Genomic DNA, 15,394 nt, shown 5'->3' with positions numbered 1-15,394 from the left:
CATGGCAAATGATTTAACTACATTGGAACAAATGATTGACCCAGAAGTGATGGGTGAGATGATTCTTGCGCAACTACCAAAGGCAATCAAGTTTGGAGCTATTGCACCTATTGACGATACTCTATCAGGTCGCCCAGGTGATACAATTACAGTTCCTCGTTGGAAGTATATCGGTGATGCGAAAGACGTTGCCGAGGGTGCAGCGATTGATTATGAACAATTGACCAACTCAACTGACACATTCACAGTTAAGAAAGCTGGTAAGGGTGTTCAATTAACAGATGAAGCTGTATTGTCTGGTTACGGTGATCCAGTTGGTGAAGCAACACGCCAAATCACAATGGCCATTGCTGCTAAGTTAGATAATGATACTGTTGCTACTGCAGCAAAGTCACGACTAACATTAGTTAGTGCTGATTTTACAAAGTTAGACTTTATTGATGATATTGAAGCTGCATTCATTGACGATACATCTGATAACAGCTTTGAAGGCGATGATGGTAGTGCACAAGGCGTTATCTACATGAATCCAAAAGACGTTAACAAAGTACGTAAAGCTGCTGCATTAGATTGGGAACGTGCATCACAATTAGGAGATTCAATTTTATCTACCGGCGTGTTTGGTGGTGTATTGGGTTGGCAGTTTATTCGTTCGCGTAAGATTCCTGTTGGTTCAGCCGCTGTTGCTAAAGCAGGTGCTATGAAAACTTACTTGAAGCGTGCAGTGCAAGCTGAAAAAGATCGTGATATTGACCATAAGTTGACTAAGTTTAACGCGGATATGCACTATGGTGTCGCTATCTATGACGACACAAAGTTGCTTGTAATCAAGCCATTTACTTATGATAATGGAACCGTTATTGACCAAAACGTTACTAGCGTAGAAAATACGTCAGTGCGTAAGTCAAACAAAACAAAGACTACAACATCAGGTAGTGGAACAGGAACTACTGGTGGCACAACATCAGGTAGTGGACAGTAAATAGTTCGGAAAGGAGTGAGTTATGTATTTAACTTATCCTGAATTTACAAACATATTACCTGATACAGTATCGGAAGATGCGTTCAAAAAGTTAATTTCAAAGGCTGAAATACAAATTGACACCGTGACTAACTACTTTTATGGTATGCCTAATTCGCCTGTATTATCAGATGACAGTGCTTCTGAATATCCATGGATAAATGCTAGGGCTAAAGCGTTTAAACGCGCTATTGCGCTAACTATTGACTATATGGATAGAAATAGCGTTACTGATAGTTCTGATTTGAATAATGGTTCGTATTCAAGTGTAGAAATAGGTCGTACCACATTGCAATCTGCTAATAGTGATGGTTCATCATCAACTAGCAGTGGATTTGCTGTCCCCGATGAAGCATTGATGCTATTGGGCCGTTTTGGTTTGCGATATGGAGGTGTTGCTAGTGTCTAAAATACCTACAATACCGAAAAAGTATGCTAATCAGCAAGTCATTTATCGTATGCCTAGTGGTGTGAAAGATAAATATGGCAAGCAAACGCAAGTAGATACGATCATTAATAATTGTGTGGTTCAACAAGAGACTATTTATTCAGGAACGAATAACGGTCGTCAAGTGGTTGCCAATGCAGTTATTTTTTTGTATGCAGACGTAACAAATCCAATGCCAAAGCTAGATAAAACTAGCCAAGGGAACAAGATTATTTTTGAGGGTGTTGAGTACACTATTCAACGGATAGTAGACAACCGTAACCCATTAGATAACGAGGTTTGGAGTTATGAATTGGAGGTGTTGTGATGGCTATTAAATTAGACTTTGATAGAGCTAATCACATTATGGCTGGGGCAAACAAAAAAGCATCACAGTTTAAGGCTGCTAACCAAGCAATGATGGCTATGGAACGTTTTGTGCCGAAGTCAGACATGCAAAAACAAAACAGATTGAGAACAGCCTCTAATGTTTCAAACGATGGTGAACATATCATCTATACGATGCCTTATGCACGTGCTCAATTCTTCGGTGTGATTAATGGTAGCCAAATTCGTAACTATACGACACCCGGAACTAGTAGCCGTTGGGATAAGCGTTTGATAGGTGACAAATCATTGATGAAAACTGTAACTGATGTCTATGTAAAGGAGTTGATGAAGTAATGGACTTACTAGAAAGACTTGCTGATAAAATCAACCAGTTAGAAAATTTACCTTCGCAATTAATCATAGGGCATCTAAGTAACGATAATGATTTTGGTATCTATTCACAGCCCGGTTCACAGGTGGTTAGTCAGGACTGGTCGGGAATACAAGAACGCACACTGCCTTTTGAAATAGCATTACGCACTGATGATTTTGAATTAGGTAATAATACGTTGTGGAAGATAAGCGAGTTGTTGGACAACACGGACAGTTTGGAAACAGATGGTACGTATGATTTCAACAAGATAGATATTGAACCACAACCATTCGCAACAATGATAGACGTCTCTGAAAAAGGCGTTTTTTTATTGGACTTTAATGTTGAAATAACACAACAGATTAATTTAGGAGATTAAAATGAATAAAACATTTAATGACAACTATCAAAATAAGTTAGAAATTGATACAGCCGGAAACACAACGCTTGATGATGTATCAAAGGCATCATGGGCGACACTTTCAGCTGGTATTCAAACGATCACACCTTCTGCTTCTGAAACAGCTGATACTACGCCTTACTATGACGGTGAGGGGTTCTCTAGTGTTGATGTAACCGGTAAGACAATTTCGTTTGCTGTTGCCGGTCACCGCTTAGATGGTGATGAAGCACAAGATTATATTGCTTCAAAGTATATTGCTGTCGGTGAAAAATTGCATACATTGGCTCGTTGGACTGACCCATCAGGTAAACAAGTTCAATTCCCCGCAACTTTGCAAGCTATCGTACCATTTGGTGGCGCTGCAAACGTAAAGCAAACATTTAGTTTCACACTTGCAGCTAACGGAAAGCCACAAGTTGTCGATGCTAGTGGAACAGGAACTACAACTGGCAGCGGAACAGGTCAGTAATATTGATCTAGCGACAACAGCTTAAACGTTCAAATGGGGTGAAAAGCCCAATTACATAACAATTCTAAGCGTTCATAAGGAGAACACACATGGCAATTAACATTACAAGTTTGATTATCAAGTCTGAGGATTTCATCATTGGCAAGAAAACGTATACAGCACGCTATACACCTGAAATTGATGAAAAGTACTCTGATTTGATGTTAAAGACAGGTGATTTGTATCGTCGAGTTGAAAAGTATGATGAAGACGCAACTTTGGACGAACAACGTAAGTTGGTAAGCAAGTCATACAAAGAAATGTCTGACAACTCAAAAGAATATTTGGAAGCTGCCATCGGTAAGAAAGAAGCTGACGAAATCGCTCGTTACGCTGATAATCGTGCTGTAACTATTGTAAAAATTGCGCAAGCTGTGTTTGAAGCTGGCCAAAGTGATGAATTGAAGCAAAAGTATGGTAGTAACCGTTCACAACGTCGTTCAAAAGGCAATGACTAATGTTTTCATTTACCAAGCGACCGGAGACGACATTTAAATTACTTGATAAAGAATATCGAATTAATTTAGCTTTTAATGTTGTGATTGAAGCGTTTGGTGTTTTGGATAGCGATTTAGATGATGCTGAAAAAATTAATAAATGTTTTGATTTGTTGGTTGTTGATAGTATTCCAAGTAATAATGTAGCAATTAAGGCAGATGTCATAAAGAGTTTGTTTGAGTATATCAATGAAAAGCCATACGGAAATGATGAAAGCGACTACAACAATGAAACACAAGCCGATGAGCCGTTAAGTAGTCAAGCTGATTATGATTATGAACAAGATGCTGGAGCAATCTATGCATCTTTTTTGAGTTTCTATCACATTGATCTAAATCAAATGATTGACCGTATGGACTGGCATCAGTTCAAAGCTTTGTTTGATAACTTGGGTCCGGATACTCCTATTCAAAAGATAAGACAATATCGAAGTGATGACTTGACTGGATATAAGGACAATCCAGAGCAAGCCCAATTCGTAAGTGAAATGAAATCCTATTATCAACTTGACAATCAGGTAGAAGGAGATGGATTTACAGGAAACGCATCTGCAATCTTCGACATGATGATGGGAGATGCTGAATAAACACAGAAAGGAGGAAACTGAATGGCTGATGGTTCAATTAACATTGATTTATTGTTAAATGATCAGACAGATAAGACCTGGAGTGAGTTCAAATCAAAGGCTGAAACTGCTGGTAAAGGCGGATATGAAAAGTTTAAAGAATCTTTTAAAGGCGACCCACTTGTGGCTAAGCTTGAAGCACAAGCTAACAAAGCAGGCATCAACAACTTCAAAGAACTATTAAACAAACTTCCTAAAGAAAAGCGGACTGAATTATTGGCCAAAGCTGAAAAAGGTGAAGTAGTAAACTATGAAAAGTTACTCCGTGAAATACCAGCAAAGGTAACGTCTGAGGTTGAACTGAATGACAATGCTACTACTGGTTTAAAGGCCATAAAACAGCAAGCTGAACGAACTGGTGATAAGTTTAGACGTTTGAAAGACATCATGATCGGTACTTTTGTAGCTAATGCTGTGATGGGTGGCGTAAATGCTATAACCAACGGTCTTAAAGAAATGACAAAAGCCGGCATGGAGTATAACAAGGAACAGGACACGATGAAAACCGTGTGGACTGCCTTGACTACCGAAGCCCCACAAGATGGTAAGGAATTAGTTGATTACATTAACAATCTTTCTCAACATTCTATCTATGCAGCTGACAATATTAACGAAATGGCACAAAGTTTCTATCACGTTCATTCAAACGTTGAGGAAACAAAGAAGTGGACCGATGCTTTCGTTGCTTTGGGTTCTACTTTGCACATGACTGGACCACAAATATCTGAATCGGGTGAAATGTTCGCCAAGATCGTTGCTGGTGGTAAAGCCAGCGCAGAGGATATGTCGGTTATGATTAATCGTTTCCCTATGTTTGGTGAAGCCCTACAAAAGGCTACTGGTAAGAGCATGAAAGAATTGTATGCCATGAGTGCCGCTGGTAAGCTATCAGCAACGCAATTTACCGAAGCGCTTGATTACCTTGGTGAGAAGTACAAAGGCGGTACAGCGGAAGCTATGACATCTATGCAAGGTATGAGCATGTATCTACATTCTCGTTTGCAAGTATTGTCAGGTGAAGTTATGAAAAGCTCATTTGATATGAGTAAATCAGCTACATCTGCGCTACAAAGAATTACCAGTGACGACAGCATGAAAACATTTGCTGACGGTATTGGTCAAGCAATGGGCGGTGTTCTTAGTATTGTTGGTAACGTTATTCAATTTATTGAGAAAAACAAGAACACAATAGTTGCTGTATTTGGTGGCATAAAAGATGTTGTCGTTCAAGTATTCGGACTGATAGGAAACGCGCTATCTTTGTTTTCGATCAGTTTCAAAGCCAATGTTTTAGGAGCCGTGTCTGATGGTAAGGTTGGAGAAAAAGTAAACGGCATTAAAAAGGCATTCGATGGACTCGTAGAGGCAATAAAGCCGATTGCATCTGCTGTGGGTGGTTTTGTTGGTGTATTAGCTGGCGGCGTTGTAAGTACCATCGTCAAGGTGGTGCAAGGTATAGCGGACGGTTTTACCAATGTAGGTGACTCTGCTGATAAATCTAAAAAGAAATTAGATTTTACTGCAATATTTGGAATTATCGTCAAACTATCACAGTCACTTAATGATGTATTCACTGTTTTAGGAGAAATCGCAAAACCATTAGGCGAAATAATTGGTTCAATTGCATCTGGTGCTTTTGAAGCATTCAGTGATATTATCGGACTAATTGTTGATGGGCTAAAACACTTATCTGGTCAGGCTAAAGAAGCCAGCGACAAGACAAATCCATTAGCTAAAGGTTTAGAGTCGGTAGCTAAGCACAAGAAAGCGTTAGAGGCAGTTGGTTTAGCAGTAGGAGCTATTGCAACCGCTATGCTTGCCGTTAAAGGTGTAGTGGGCGTATTTAAACTCATAAGCGCTGGAATCACAACGGTACGTATTGCAACAATGTTGATGACAGATGTATGGAAGGCACTAAACCTAGCATTAAAAGCTAACATATTTGTAATCATTGTTACGGCGATAGTTGCCCTAGGCATTGCGTTTTACGAACTATACAAGCACAACAAAAAGTTCAAAAAGTTTGTTGATGATTGCGTTGATGCTGCAGCTGATTTCTTCAAAGGTATCGGCAAATGGTTCGGTCAAGCTACAAAGGCTGTAAGAAAATTCTTTGGTGGTTTAGGCAAGTGGTTTGGAAACATTGGTAAGTCAATTGGCAGTGGATCAAACGCTATTGGTAAATGGTTCGATGGACTCGTTAAAGGTTTTACAAAAGGGTGGAATAAATTTGTAAGCGCCGCCGTTAAGTTGGCTAAGGGATTTGGTAAATTATTATTGTATGCCCTTGCAGTACCTGTTGGTATAGCCATAATTATTACAAAACCGCTTGTTGAACCTCTTAAAAAAATATTTAATTCGCTGATAAAATGGATTGAAAAAGCATGGAACGGAACCGTTAAATTTCTATCTAAAATTTGGGAACCGGTAGCAAAAGCTTGGGATAAGGCTTGGAAACTAATACAAAAATCTTTTGAGTTTGTGTGGAAGATTTTGTCTAAGTTCATTGAAAATGAATTTAATTTTTGGAAAAAGTTGTTTACTGTGACATTAAACTTCATAACTAAAACATGGAACACGGTATGGAACGCAATCTCAAAAACGTTTGAATCTATTTGGAATGGAATAAAGAAATTCTTCAAGCCTATAATCGAATGGCTAAGCGATGTAATTTCAGATACTTTGAAAGCGATTAAAAAAGTTTGGAATAAAGCTTGGGACTCTATTTCTGATTTCTTCAGTGACACTTGGAACGGGATGAAAAAGTTTGGTTCTAAAGCCATCAACAGTCTAAAAGATACTTTTAATGATGTCCTTGGAAAAATAGGCAAATCATTTGGAGACACATGGACTGGTGTTAAAAATGGTTTTAGCGACATGTGGGACGGAATGAAAAAGCTGGCCGGTGATGGTATCAACGCTGTTATTAAAATTCCTAACGCTGGTATTGATGGCATCAATGGTTTGATTCATGACTTTGGCGGACCTAAAAACGCATTAGGTAAAATACCAAAGGTTAAGTTTGCTAATGGTACTGGTGTGATTAACCAACTAACACATGCTATCTTAAATGATGGTAATGATAGCCCTGAAACAGGTAACAAAGAAACTCTAATACACCCTAATGGCAAGATGGAAATAGTTCAGGGTAGAAACACTGAACGTTTATTATTGCCTGGAACAGAGGTACTAAACGCTTCAGAAACAGCCATGATGATGGGTATGAGTGGCACTAAACATTTTTCCGGTGGAACTGGATTCTGGAGCAAATTAATGTCGGGTGCAGGTTCTACAATTTCAAATGTTGCTGGTTCTCTATGGGGCGGTTTGAAAAACGGCGTCGAGAAATTTACAAAAATGTTTGGTTACATCACAGGTGCAGTAGCTGACCCAGCTGGAACATTAGGAAAAGTCATGAATCTTAAGAGTGGTGGCGTTTCAAATGTAATGGACGGATTGGCAAGCGGTGCTTATAAAAAAGTTACCAATCAAGCTAAAGACTGGTGGTCAACACTTTGGTCAATGGCTAATGAAAGTTCTAATACCGGTGGTGGCGAAAAAGGCGATGATTACGCATTTAAAAGCAAGTCAAAAGATAGTGGAGTTGACCCTTGGGGTTACTTCTATCGTGAATGTGTATCTTTCGTAGCTAGTCGATTGAAAAATATGGGTGTTAGTGCTGATTTATTCAGTCACTTAGGAAATGGTGCTGATTGGGTTAATGCTAAGGTACCTCATTCAAAAACACCAAAAGTAGGTGATGTTGCTGTATATGGTGCTGGTTCAGAGTTCGGTAATCACGCTGCTATGGTTACAGGTGTTCAAGGCGACAAGATAAGTGGTGAAGAATATAACTGGAGCGGTGACGGTCAATACCACACCTATAACGGACGTAAGGCATCAGGAGCTACTACATTCTTAGACTTTGGTAGAAGTGCAGGAGCTAAAGCCAAAGAGGTTGCTACAAACAACCCACTATCTAAGTTAATCAAGAAGCAAACTGGTGGCATGATGTCATGGATTCAGAAGTTTATTGCTCCTATCAATGATAGCTCAACAGGTGCTGATAATGATGTACAGTCATGGTCTTCTGACGTTAAGAAAGCTTTGAACAAGCTAGGGTTAAGCACATCGGGCTCGATGGTTTCCAAGGTATTGAAGCAGATTCAAACTGAATCAGGTGGTAATGCTAAAGCTATTGGTGGTAATGACGGCTTAGCAGATGGTAATGCCACAGGTTTGATGCAAGTTAAGCCTGGAACATTCAAGACATATGCAGTAGACGGTCATAATAACATCATGAATGGTTATGACAATATCTTAGCTGGTTTGAATTATGCCAAGCATCGTTATGGCAGTGATTTATCGTTCTTAGGACAGGGGCATGGCTACGCAAATGGTGGACGTACAAATGGGGTTGGCGTTGTTGGTGAAGTGCAGGGCGAAGATGAATGGGTTACTAACCCAAATCGTTCCACAGCTGATACAAACATCATTGGCTCAATCAAAGAAACGGCTCAAAAGCAACCTAATAGCTTCGCTGCTAAATTAGCCGGAGTTATTAATGGTGCAAAGAGTGGCATGCAAGCAATAACATCTCAACAGCCAATCATAGCCGGTTCATCTTCTATGCAATCAACTAATGGCGGTATTGATTTGAGCGGCGACGTTCATATGACGGTTCAATTAGATAGTGGCGAGATTGCTCGTGCTACCTATCCAAAAATCAAGGTACTACGAAACCAAGAAATTCTGATGAAAGGACAAGTGACGGGTAATACTTATGTCTACTAATTATAAAGGTTCAATCATAATTCAAAGACGTGATGGTACAACGTACGACCTTGAAAAAGAAGGAATACATGTTGTAACATTTGATCCACCTTCAGCTAACTTTCAACACACTTACACGCAAATTGGTAGGTACGGTGCTGAATTGTCTGATAGTCAGATTCAACAAACTACCATACCCTTAACATTTGATGTGTATGCTCGAGACAATTACGATTACGAATTACAGAGGCTCAAAGTGCTACGGATATTTAGTAGTACGGAGCCTTTTTATGTTATCAATATGCGTACACCGTTTTTGAGATGGAAAGTAGTTGCTGAATCATTTACTTATCCACGATTAGGTAATTTCTGGAAAGCCAAAAGCGTAGCGATTAACCTAGTGTGCTATGACGGATTGGCCGAAAGTACAGCTACGACGTTAGACCCATTTACATTTGATGGTGGAACCTATGGCATTGGAATGGGCATACCATTTGATACGCCAAAATACACATTTACCAATCAAACTAAATTTAATTTCTACAATCCGTCAATCATACCGTTGTTGGCTAGTGAACGACCAGTTACTGTCACTTTCAAAGGTAATGTAGCTAGTTCATTAACTATTAAGAACGCAACTACTGGCCAATCATTTACGTATAAGAAGTCATTGAATAAAAACCAGCAACTAGACATTATCGGATTAATTCCGATGGTAGATGGCACACAAAGGTTTGGAAATGACTATTCTAATCGTAGCTTTGTTGACTATGCAATCGGTAATAATGCTATTGAAATTGTTGGCTCAACTGATTTTACTATTTCATTTAAAACGAGGTTCTACTACTAATGTCTAATGTTATATACGTAAAACAAATATCGGTCGATGAAACACCAGCTATCGTTTATAACCTTTCAATTACAGAAAGTTTAAACGAATTAAGTACTGTCTCATTCACATTAGATGATAGTGTTCAAAATAAATCTGCAACGCTGATGATGTCACCACAGACAATGGTATTAGTTCCCGAAACCGGCCAGTGGTTTAGGTTGACGACCGTTAATCCAATTTCATCGGGTAACTCAAGGTCTTATCAAGTTGCTGGCGTTCATGTCGGTACAGACTTGCACGATAAGTATGTTGAAGGTAGATTATCAAACACGCAGAGCTTAGACGCTTGTATGAAATATATAACTGCTGAAACATCGTTCAAGTATGTTATTCATGATACATTCAGCAATTATTCATTCAGTGATGGTTTTGGTGGTGATTTTGCAGACAGCTTGTTCATGAACACGTTGAAAGATGATTTTGGGTTTGAATTTTATTTTGATAATTGGACTATTCATATTTACAAGAAAATAGGTCAAAGTGATCAGTTTGTATTTATTGATGGGTATAACGCTCACAAAATATCTTGGACGGAAGATTACAGCAACATCCGCACCAAAATAAAGGGATTAGGAAAGCAAAACGATGATGGTAGTTATGCAGCTACCTCAGAATATACTAGCCCAAACGCTGCTATTTGGGGCGTTAAACAAGCGGCTACTGTTCAAGACGATAGGTTCACAGATTCCGGTTCTCTGACTAGTTATATCAAGGGTCAATTACAAGATTATCCGATTATTCAATACACAATGGAACGTGCTGAATTTGAACACGGAGCAAAACTGTCAGATATAAATAGTATCAAGATGGGGAACTCCGGTCTATTAAAAGATAGGCTGGGCGTTGACGTTGATACTAGGATTGTCGGAATGACTTATTACCCACAAGATAGCAAACAGACTGATACCGTCACATTTGGAAACAAAATATTTGATTCTGCTCACAATTGGGCTATGCAACAAAGAGCAAAAGATACCAATGAACATATTGGGAAGTCAATTAAGCAGTTATCACAAGACGTTACTTCTATGATGAACAATGGTGTTTGGTATATATGGAGTTGATATGACAGATTGGAATAATAAGAGACCCGAAATAGTAGATAACGTTAGCGCATTAGGAATAGGAAAAGCTATTTATGCAGCCCCTGATGGGGAAAAACAAACAGCTAGATTATTGGTTGCTGCCGATGGATTTCATTTTAAAAATAGTGATTTTGATGATTTGAAATTGCTTAGTTTATCGATGCTATCCCCAACAGGAAGCACGTTTTCAATTTCATTTGATGATAATGGTAATTTACTAGTCAACGGAAAGGCATACACAACGCCAACTAACCAGAGCGATGAAACAATTAAGGGCAATAAAACATATGAAGGAAACACCAGGTTATCTGGCGGACTAATTATAAATTCATCTGGTTACAATTATGAAATTTCGGTTGATGAAAACGGAAATGTCAAAGCAACTAAAATATCTGAAACGTTAGGAGAAAACGATGGAAAAACTAAAAACCAATGAACTTTCACTTGGATTGAATCAAACACTTAGAAATGATTTAGTCGATAATTTTGAAAAAATACAAAAAGGCGTAGATGGTCAATCAGATAGTCTAAACAAACAGATTCTAGACATGCTGGGTAATGTTGCCCCGCAAGACCAAAACGAGGTTACACAGGCTCGTATTGACGGTAATGGTAAATTATACGATACCTTGAAAGGAAGAACAGACGCAACACAGGCAACCGCCGAAACAGCGTTATCAGAGGAGCGTGATACGTCTGTTGAAGTTCAAGACGCTAGAACTAATTCGAGTAGCCAAACCTATCCAACGTTGAAAGAACGAATGGATAATCAAGAAAATGATTTGAATAATAGTATCAATGATAAGCTTGCTCAAATCAGCGTTGTCCCTGAAACGTTTACTAATCTTGCTGCACTACAATCAAAATATCCAACAGGTAAAACAGGAATATTTGTCACGGTAGATACCGGCCATAAATACATTTGGTCAAATAACTCATGGTTAGATGTAGGGGTTTATCAATCCGTTGGGATAGCTAAGGGTTCGGTTAGCTACAACAACCTAGATAGTCAGGCAAAAATTAGTCAATCTGCGTTTTTTGACATTAGAAAATCCGCGCTCAACAGGGGTTATTACCAATATTTACCGTTTTCTTACGAAATTGGTGCCATAGATTCAAGTACTGGTAACGATAGAGATAACGCTAACATGCTTCGTACGGACTTTGTGCAAGGTGACGGGAAGACGTGGACTTTCTGGGATAGTAACCCAGATTTATATAATTATCGGTTATTAAGCTACCAGTTAGACGGCACTTTTAAACAATTAGAGTTTGATTGGAAGTCCAGCGATGGCTCAACTCTAGTATCAGATGTTTCACTAAAGTACCGATTAACTCTAACAACTAAAGACCAGACAAGCGCAAATACGTTAGACGGCATCAATGCGGTTCGAGTTACTAGTGATATTGACAAGGCACCTTATAACCCGATGGACCTTTGGGGCAGTTTTGATTACATGATTAACATTGGTGCTGGTAAGCAGCCAACCATTGTTGTTGACCATACTGCTAGTCGGATTACAATTACAATGCCTAACTATTCGTTATTTTATTTTGACAACACTCAGACAGGATTTACTTTGCAAAGTTCAAGTGATTTTTTTGGAAAGCAATTCATTTTAGAAAATAATAACATATTGGTTTGGGACTTGGATGCTAATAATATATTTGTTCAAGGCGTAAATACTAAGAGGCCTAATCACAACGTTTTATTGGCTAGTAACATTTGGGGTCAGATGACTAATGGTTACTTCATGCAGTTTCAAGGAACACCCATCAAAGATGCTTTGATAAGTATTACTGAGCCGATAACTAACAAACAGGTTATTATTGCTACACAATCGGATAATTCATTAAACATAACGCTGCCTGATTCAGTTATGTACACTAAGCAAGTTGCCGAATCATGGGACAAACTTGTATTAAAAAATAATCCATTAAAGATTAGTGTTCCCAATAACTATACGTTAATCCTTGATTTAACCGACTCTACAGTTAAGGCAGTTAATAGCTTAATTAGTTATAAAAACTATATTATGTTGGGATATAACCATTACGGAAATCTTAAGGGTCAGTGGTCCCATTGGCAGACGGACACGAATTTTGATGGAATACCTGGCTATTATCACGAGGATAATTATATCGACAATAAGATTGACGTCATCAATCAGAACACTCAAGTTCAGACTGGTGTTAGTTTTGCGTACTTTACAGATAGCCATTGGGGTGACAATGCTAATCAACAAGGTAAGTTATTAGATTATATTAGCCAACAAACATCAATTAACCAAATTTTCTTTGGTGGTGACATTCCGCAAGCTTATGGAATCAATAGCAAGCTTAAAGATGCCACAAATTTATATCAAAAAATCGTAAAATCTACCAAGTACCCAGTGTATTCTGTGCATGGAAATCATGACTTAACAATTAAAACTAGCTCCACCTCTGACCAGGGGTTGACCGAAAATCAACTTAAGCAATATGATGTGCTTAATCGTTCTAATGAATTAAAAATTAATGGTGTATTAAATAAAAATTATTATTACTTAGACAATCCTGTACAAAAAGTTAGATTCATTATATTAGACGACTGGTCAGGTATTGATACCTCAATAGCACACGGTGTAAAAGCAGGCATTACACAAGATGAAATTGATTGGTTACTTAATGTGGCATTAGATGTAGATGGGTACACATTTGTCATCTTAACTCATGCACCTTCTGATGAACAGATTCCTGTATACGTGCCAACTAATAAGATATTACAACAGGTATTGATTGCAATTAATAACAAACAAAAGTTTGAGTGGAACGAAGATAACATAACTGCTAGTGTTGATTTTAGTGACACAACTAATTATGTGGCACTGCATCTTTCTGGTCATAATCACCAAGACGCTAGTCACATTAATAATAACGTACTAAGTGTCTCAACTATTTGTGATGCCTTATATAATGATGACCCTAACTATACGGAACAAAGACAAAAGGGTAGTATCAATGAACAGTGTATTGATGTAGTCAGTGTTGACACGACCAATCGTACAATTAAGATGTGCCGAATTGGAGCGGGCGATGATAGAAGTTTTAACTATTAAAATAAACATGTGCTAACTAAGGAGGTGAATGAATGCAAATGCCACATGATTTGTTGAGTTGGCTAAGTGTGGGGTCTATTCTTCTGGGTGGTTTGTGGTGGGTATTGAAGAATACCATTGTGAACTCAATTAATGGATTGAGAACAGATATAGCTAGCTTGAAAGATGAGCTGAAAATATCTAACAGTATCACGGACAACCATGAGATACGACTCACTAAATTGGAAACGTGGAAACACGATAAATGGGAGGTTTGAAAATTGAATAAATTAAAACGATGGGTAGTCGCTTCAATTGGAGCGGTTGCCTTTTTTGGTGCAATAATCACAGGTGTATCAGCTAATACTAATGGTATTGATGTCGCCAGTTATCAAGGTGATACAGCAAGTTATTTCAATTCGTTTAAGCAAGTTGACGATAACTTTACAATGGTTAAGCTAGGCGGACGTGGTGGCGGTGAGGGTGCTCATTATAGTAACCCTAAAGCCTACGCACAAATTCACAACGCTGATGCAGTTGGTATGCAAACAGGCGGTTACTTCTGGGCACAAGTAGGTGATTCAGTAAGTGAAGCTACTTATTCAGCTCAATTAGCCGTTCAAGATGCACAAAACGCAGGGCTGGCTAAGGGTTCATATATCGCTATGGATTACGAAGCGGGAGCAGGTGCAAACAAGGCCAATAACACAACGGCTATCTTAGCGTTCATGGATCAGATTTATGCCTCTGGCTATAAGCCAATGCTTTATTCTGGTTACTACTACATGAATACTAATGTTGACTTGTCACGGGTTAATGCACGTTATCCTAATGCTTTGTGGGTGGCTTGGTACCTAACTACAGCTCATCAAGCAACACCACCTATGCAATACTTCCCTAACATGAGCAATGTGAAGATGTGGCAATATGCCGATAACCACTTTGGCGTTGACGGCAACGTCATGGTGGTTGGTTCATTGGATAACAACAAACCAGCTGAGCAAATTGCATCTAAGCCTAGTCAATCAACGAACACGCCAAGTACACCAGCTAAGACACAATACGCTACATTTAGCGGTGTATATGTCGCTGATTACTGGGTAGGTTATAATAACAAAATGTATGGTGTGAACTTTGATATGAGCATCAAGCCTATTGATTACAACAACTATATTCCTATTTCAGCTATGACATTGACTGATAAATATGGCAACAAGTTGCACAATCAATATATTCAAGGCAACAATGGACGTATGGAGTACTTCACTTTGAACGGTAAGTACAAGGTTATCAGCCAAACAGCCACAACAATTAATGTTGAAATTTCAGGTGAGCCAGTCAGCATGATGAAGGCGTTCGCGACTATCAAATAAGGAGATCAC

15 protein-coding genes are annotated in these 15,394 nt (G+C 38.7%); all 15 read left to right on the top strand.

The genetic code is table 11. The features are described from left to right. Position 1: 1 nt before the first annotated feature. The 15 genes from HFP47_RS04760 to HFP47_RS04685 all read left to right on the top strand — a co-directional run bounded on the left by HFP47_RS04760 (position 2) and on the right by HFP47_RS04685 (position 15,385). Positions 2–982 (top strand): N4-gp56 family major capsid protein, encoded by a 981-nt coding sequence (locus HFP47_RS04760; RefSeq protein ID WP_179876130.1) that lies wholly within the window; start codon positions 2–4, stop codon positions 980–982. Positions 983–1,004: 22 nt separating this feature from the next. Then, entirely contained in the window at positions 1,005–1,430 is a 426-nt protein-coding gene (locus HFP47_RS04755; RefSeq protein ID WP_128739594.1) for a hypothetical protein, read from the top strand. After that, entirely contained in the window at positions 1,423–1,776 is a 354-nt protein-coding gene (locus HFP47_RS04750) for a putative minor capsid protein (protein ID WP_128739595.1), read from the top strand. Before HFP47_RS04755 ends, HFP47_RS04750 begins: the two co-directional genes overlap by 8 nt. Next, entirely contained in the window at positions 1,776–2,132 is a 357-nt protein-coding gene (locus tag HFP47_RS04745) for a minor capsid protein (protein ID WP_179876129.1), read from the top strand. The genes HFP47_RS04750 and HFP47_RS04745 overlap by 1 nt, the downstream gene beginning before the upstream one ends. Continuing rightward, the gene (locus HFP47_RS04740; RefSeq protein WP_128739597.1) at positions 2,132–2,530 is read left to right on the top strand and encodes a minor capsid protein; all 399 of its coding nucleotides are present in this window, start codon (positions 2,132–2,134) and stop codon (positions 2,528–2,530) included. Before HFP47_RS04745 ends, HFP47_RS04740 begins: the two co-directional genes overlap by 1 nt. Before the next feature lies 1 nt (position 2,531). Then, positions 2,532–3,023 (top strand): phage tail tube protein, encoded by a 492-nt coding sequence (locus HFP47_RS04735; protein WP_179876128.1) that lies wholly within the window; start codon positions 2,532–2,534, stop codon positions 3,021–3,023. An 89-nt stretch (positions 3,024–3,112) separates the two neighbouring features. Beyond that, positions 3,113–3,520 carry a hypothetical protein gene (locus HFP47_RS04730; protein WP_050884087.1) on the top strand — a complete coding sequence of 136 codons (408 nt, stop codon included), beginning with the start codon at positions 3,113–3,115 and terminating at the stop codon, positions 3,518–3,520. After that, a complete protein-coding gene (locus tag HFP47_RS04725; RefSeq protein ID WP_179876127.1) occupies positions 3,520–4,146 on the top strand; it encodes a Gp15 family bacteriophage protein in 627 nt (208 codons plus the stop codon). Before HFP47_RS04730 ends, HFP47_RS04725 begins: the two co-directional genes overlap by 1 nt. 21 nt (positions 4,147–4,167) lie before the next feature. Continuing rightward, positions 4,168–8,979, top strand: coding sequence for a tape measure protein (locus tag HFP47_RS04715; RefSeq protein WP_257229718.1), 4,812 nt, complete (start codon positions 4,168–4,170; stop codon positions 8,977–8,979). Then, positions 8,969–9,808, top strand: a complete 840-nt coding sequence (locus tag HFP47_RS04710; protein WP_179876126.1) for a phage tail domain-containing protein — start codon at positions 8,969–8,971, stop codon at positions 9,806–9,808. Before HFP47_RS04715 ends, HFP47_RS04710 begins: the two co-directional genes overlap by 11 nt. Then, positions 9,808–10,914: a phage tail protein gene (locus HFP47_RS04705; RefSeq protein WP_179876125.1), complete on the top strand. Its 1,107-nt coding sequence runs from the start codon at positions 9,808–9,810 to the stop codon at positions 10,912–10,914. Before HFP47_RS04710 ends, HFP47_RS04705 begins: the two co-directional genes overlap by 1 nt. A 1-nt stretch (position 10,915) precedes the next feature. Further along, positions 10,916–11,371, top strand: a complete 456-nt coding sequence (locus HFP47_RS04700) for a hypothetical protein (protein ID WP_179876124.1) — start codon at positions 10,916–10,918, stop codon at positions 11,369–11,371. Continuing rightward, on the top strand, positions 11,349–14,033 hold the full coding sequence (locus HFP47_RS04695) for a metallophosphoesterase (protein WP_179876123.1): 2,685 nt from the start codon (positions 11,349–11,351) through the stop codon (positions 14,031–14,033). The genes HFP47_RS04700 and HFP47_RS04695 overlap by 23 nt, the downstream gene beginning before the upstream one ends. A gap of 32 nt (positions 14,034–14,065) precedes the next feature. Continuing rightward, positions 14,066–14,290 carry a hypothetical protein gene (locus tag HFP47_RS04690; protein WP_011680273.1) on the top strand — a complete coding sequence of 75 codons (225 nt, stop codon included), beginning with the start codon at positions 14,066–14,068 and terminating at the stop codon, positions 14,288–14,290. 3 nt (positions 14,291–14,293) lie between these two features. Further along, the gene (locus HFP47_RS04685) at positions 14,294–15,385 is read left to right on the top strand and encodes a GH25 family lysozyme (RefSeq protein WP_179876122.1); all 1,092 of its coding nucleotides are present in this window, start codon (positions 14,294–14,296) and stop codon (positions 15,383–15,385) included. Positions 15,386–15,394 lie beyond the last annotated feature (9 nt).

The organism is Leuconostoc sp. DB-1 (assembly GCF_013414845.1).
GTDB lineage: Bacteria > Bacillota > Bacilli > Lactobacillales > Lactobacillaceae > Leuconostoc > Leuconostoc mesenteroides.
The sequence above is the reverse complement of the archived record's forward strand: the minus strand, read 5'-3'. Positions and strand labels throughout refer to the sequence as shown.

Excerpts from the sequence above, each read along its gene's own strand:
- HFP47_RS04760 (WP_179876130.1), top strand. The coding sequence starts at position 2 with ATGGCAAATGATTTAACTACATTGGAACAAATGATTGACCCAGAAGTG.
- HFP47_RS04755 (WP_128739594.1), top strand. The coding sequence starts at position 1,005 with ATGTATTTAACTTATCCTGAATTTACAAACATATTACCTGATACAGTA.
- HFP47_RS04745 (WP_179876129.1), top strand. The coding sequence starts at position 1,776 with ATGGCTATTAAATTAGACTTTGATAGAGCTAATCACATTATGGCTGGG.
- HFP47_RS04740 (WP_128739597.1), top strand. The coding sequence starts at position 2,132 with ATGGACTTACTAGAAAGACTTGCTGATAAAATCAACCAGTTAGAAAAT.
- HFP47_RS04735 (WP_179876128.1), top strand. The coding sequence starts at position 2,532 with ATGAATAAAACATTTAATGACAACTATCAAAATAAGTTAGAAATTGAT.
- HFP47_RS04730 (WP_050884087.1), top strand. The coding sequence starts at position 3,113 with ATGGCAATTAACATTACAAGTTTGATTATCAAGTCTGAGGATTTCATC.
- HFP47_RS04725 (WP_179876127.1), top strand. The coding sequence starts at position 3,520 with ATGTTTTCATTTACCAAGCGACCGGAGACGACATTTAAATTACTTGAT.
- HFP47_RS04715 (WP_257229718.1), top strand. The coding sequence starts at position 4,168 with ATGGCTGATGGTTCAATTAACATTGATTTATTGTTAAATGATCAGACA.
- HFP47_RS04710 (WP_179876126.1), top strand. The coding sequence starts at position 8,969 with ATGTCTACTAATTATAAAGGTTCAATCATAATTCAAAGACGTGATGGT.
- HFP47_RS04705 (WP_179876125.1), top strand. The coding sequence starts at position 9,808 with ATGTCTAATGTTATATACGTAAAACAAATATCGGTCGATGAAACACCA.
- HFP47_RS04700 (WP_179876124.1), top strand. The coding sequence starts at position 10,916 with ATGACAGATTGGAATAATAAGAGACCCGAAATAGTAGATAACGTTAGC.
- HFP47_RS04695 (WP_179876123.1), top strand. The coding sequence starts at position 11,349 with ATGGAAAAACTAAAAACCAATGAACTTTCACTTGGATTGAATCAAACA.
- HFP47_RS04690 (WP_011680273.1), top strand. The coding sequence starts at position 14,066 with ATGCAAATGCCACATGATTTGTTGAGTTGGCTAAGTGTGGGGTCTATT.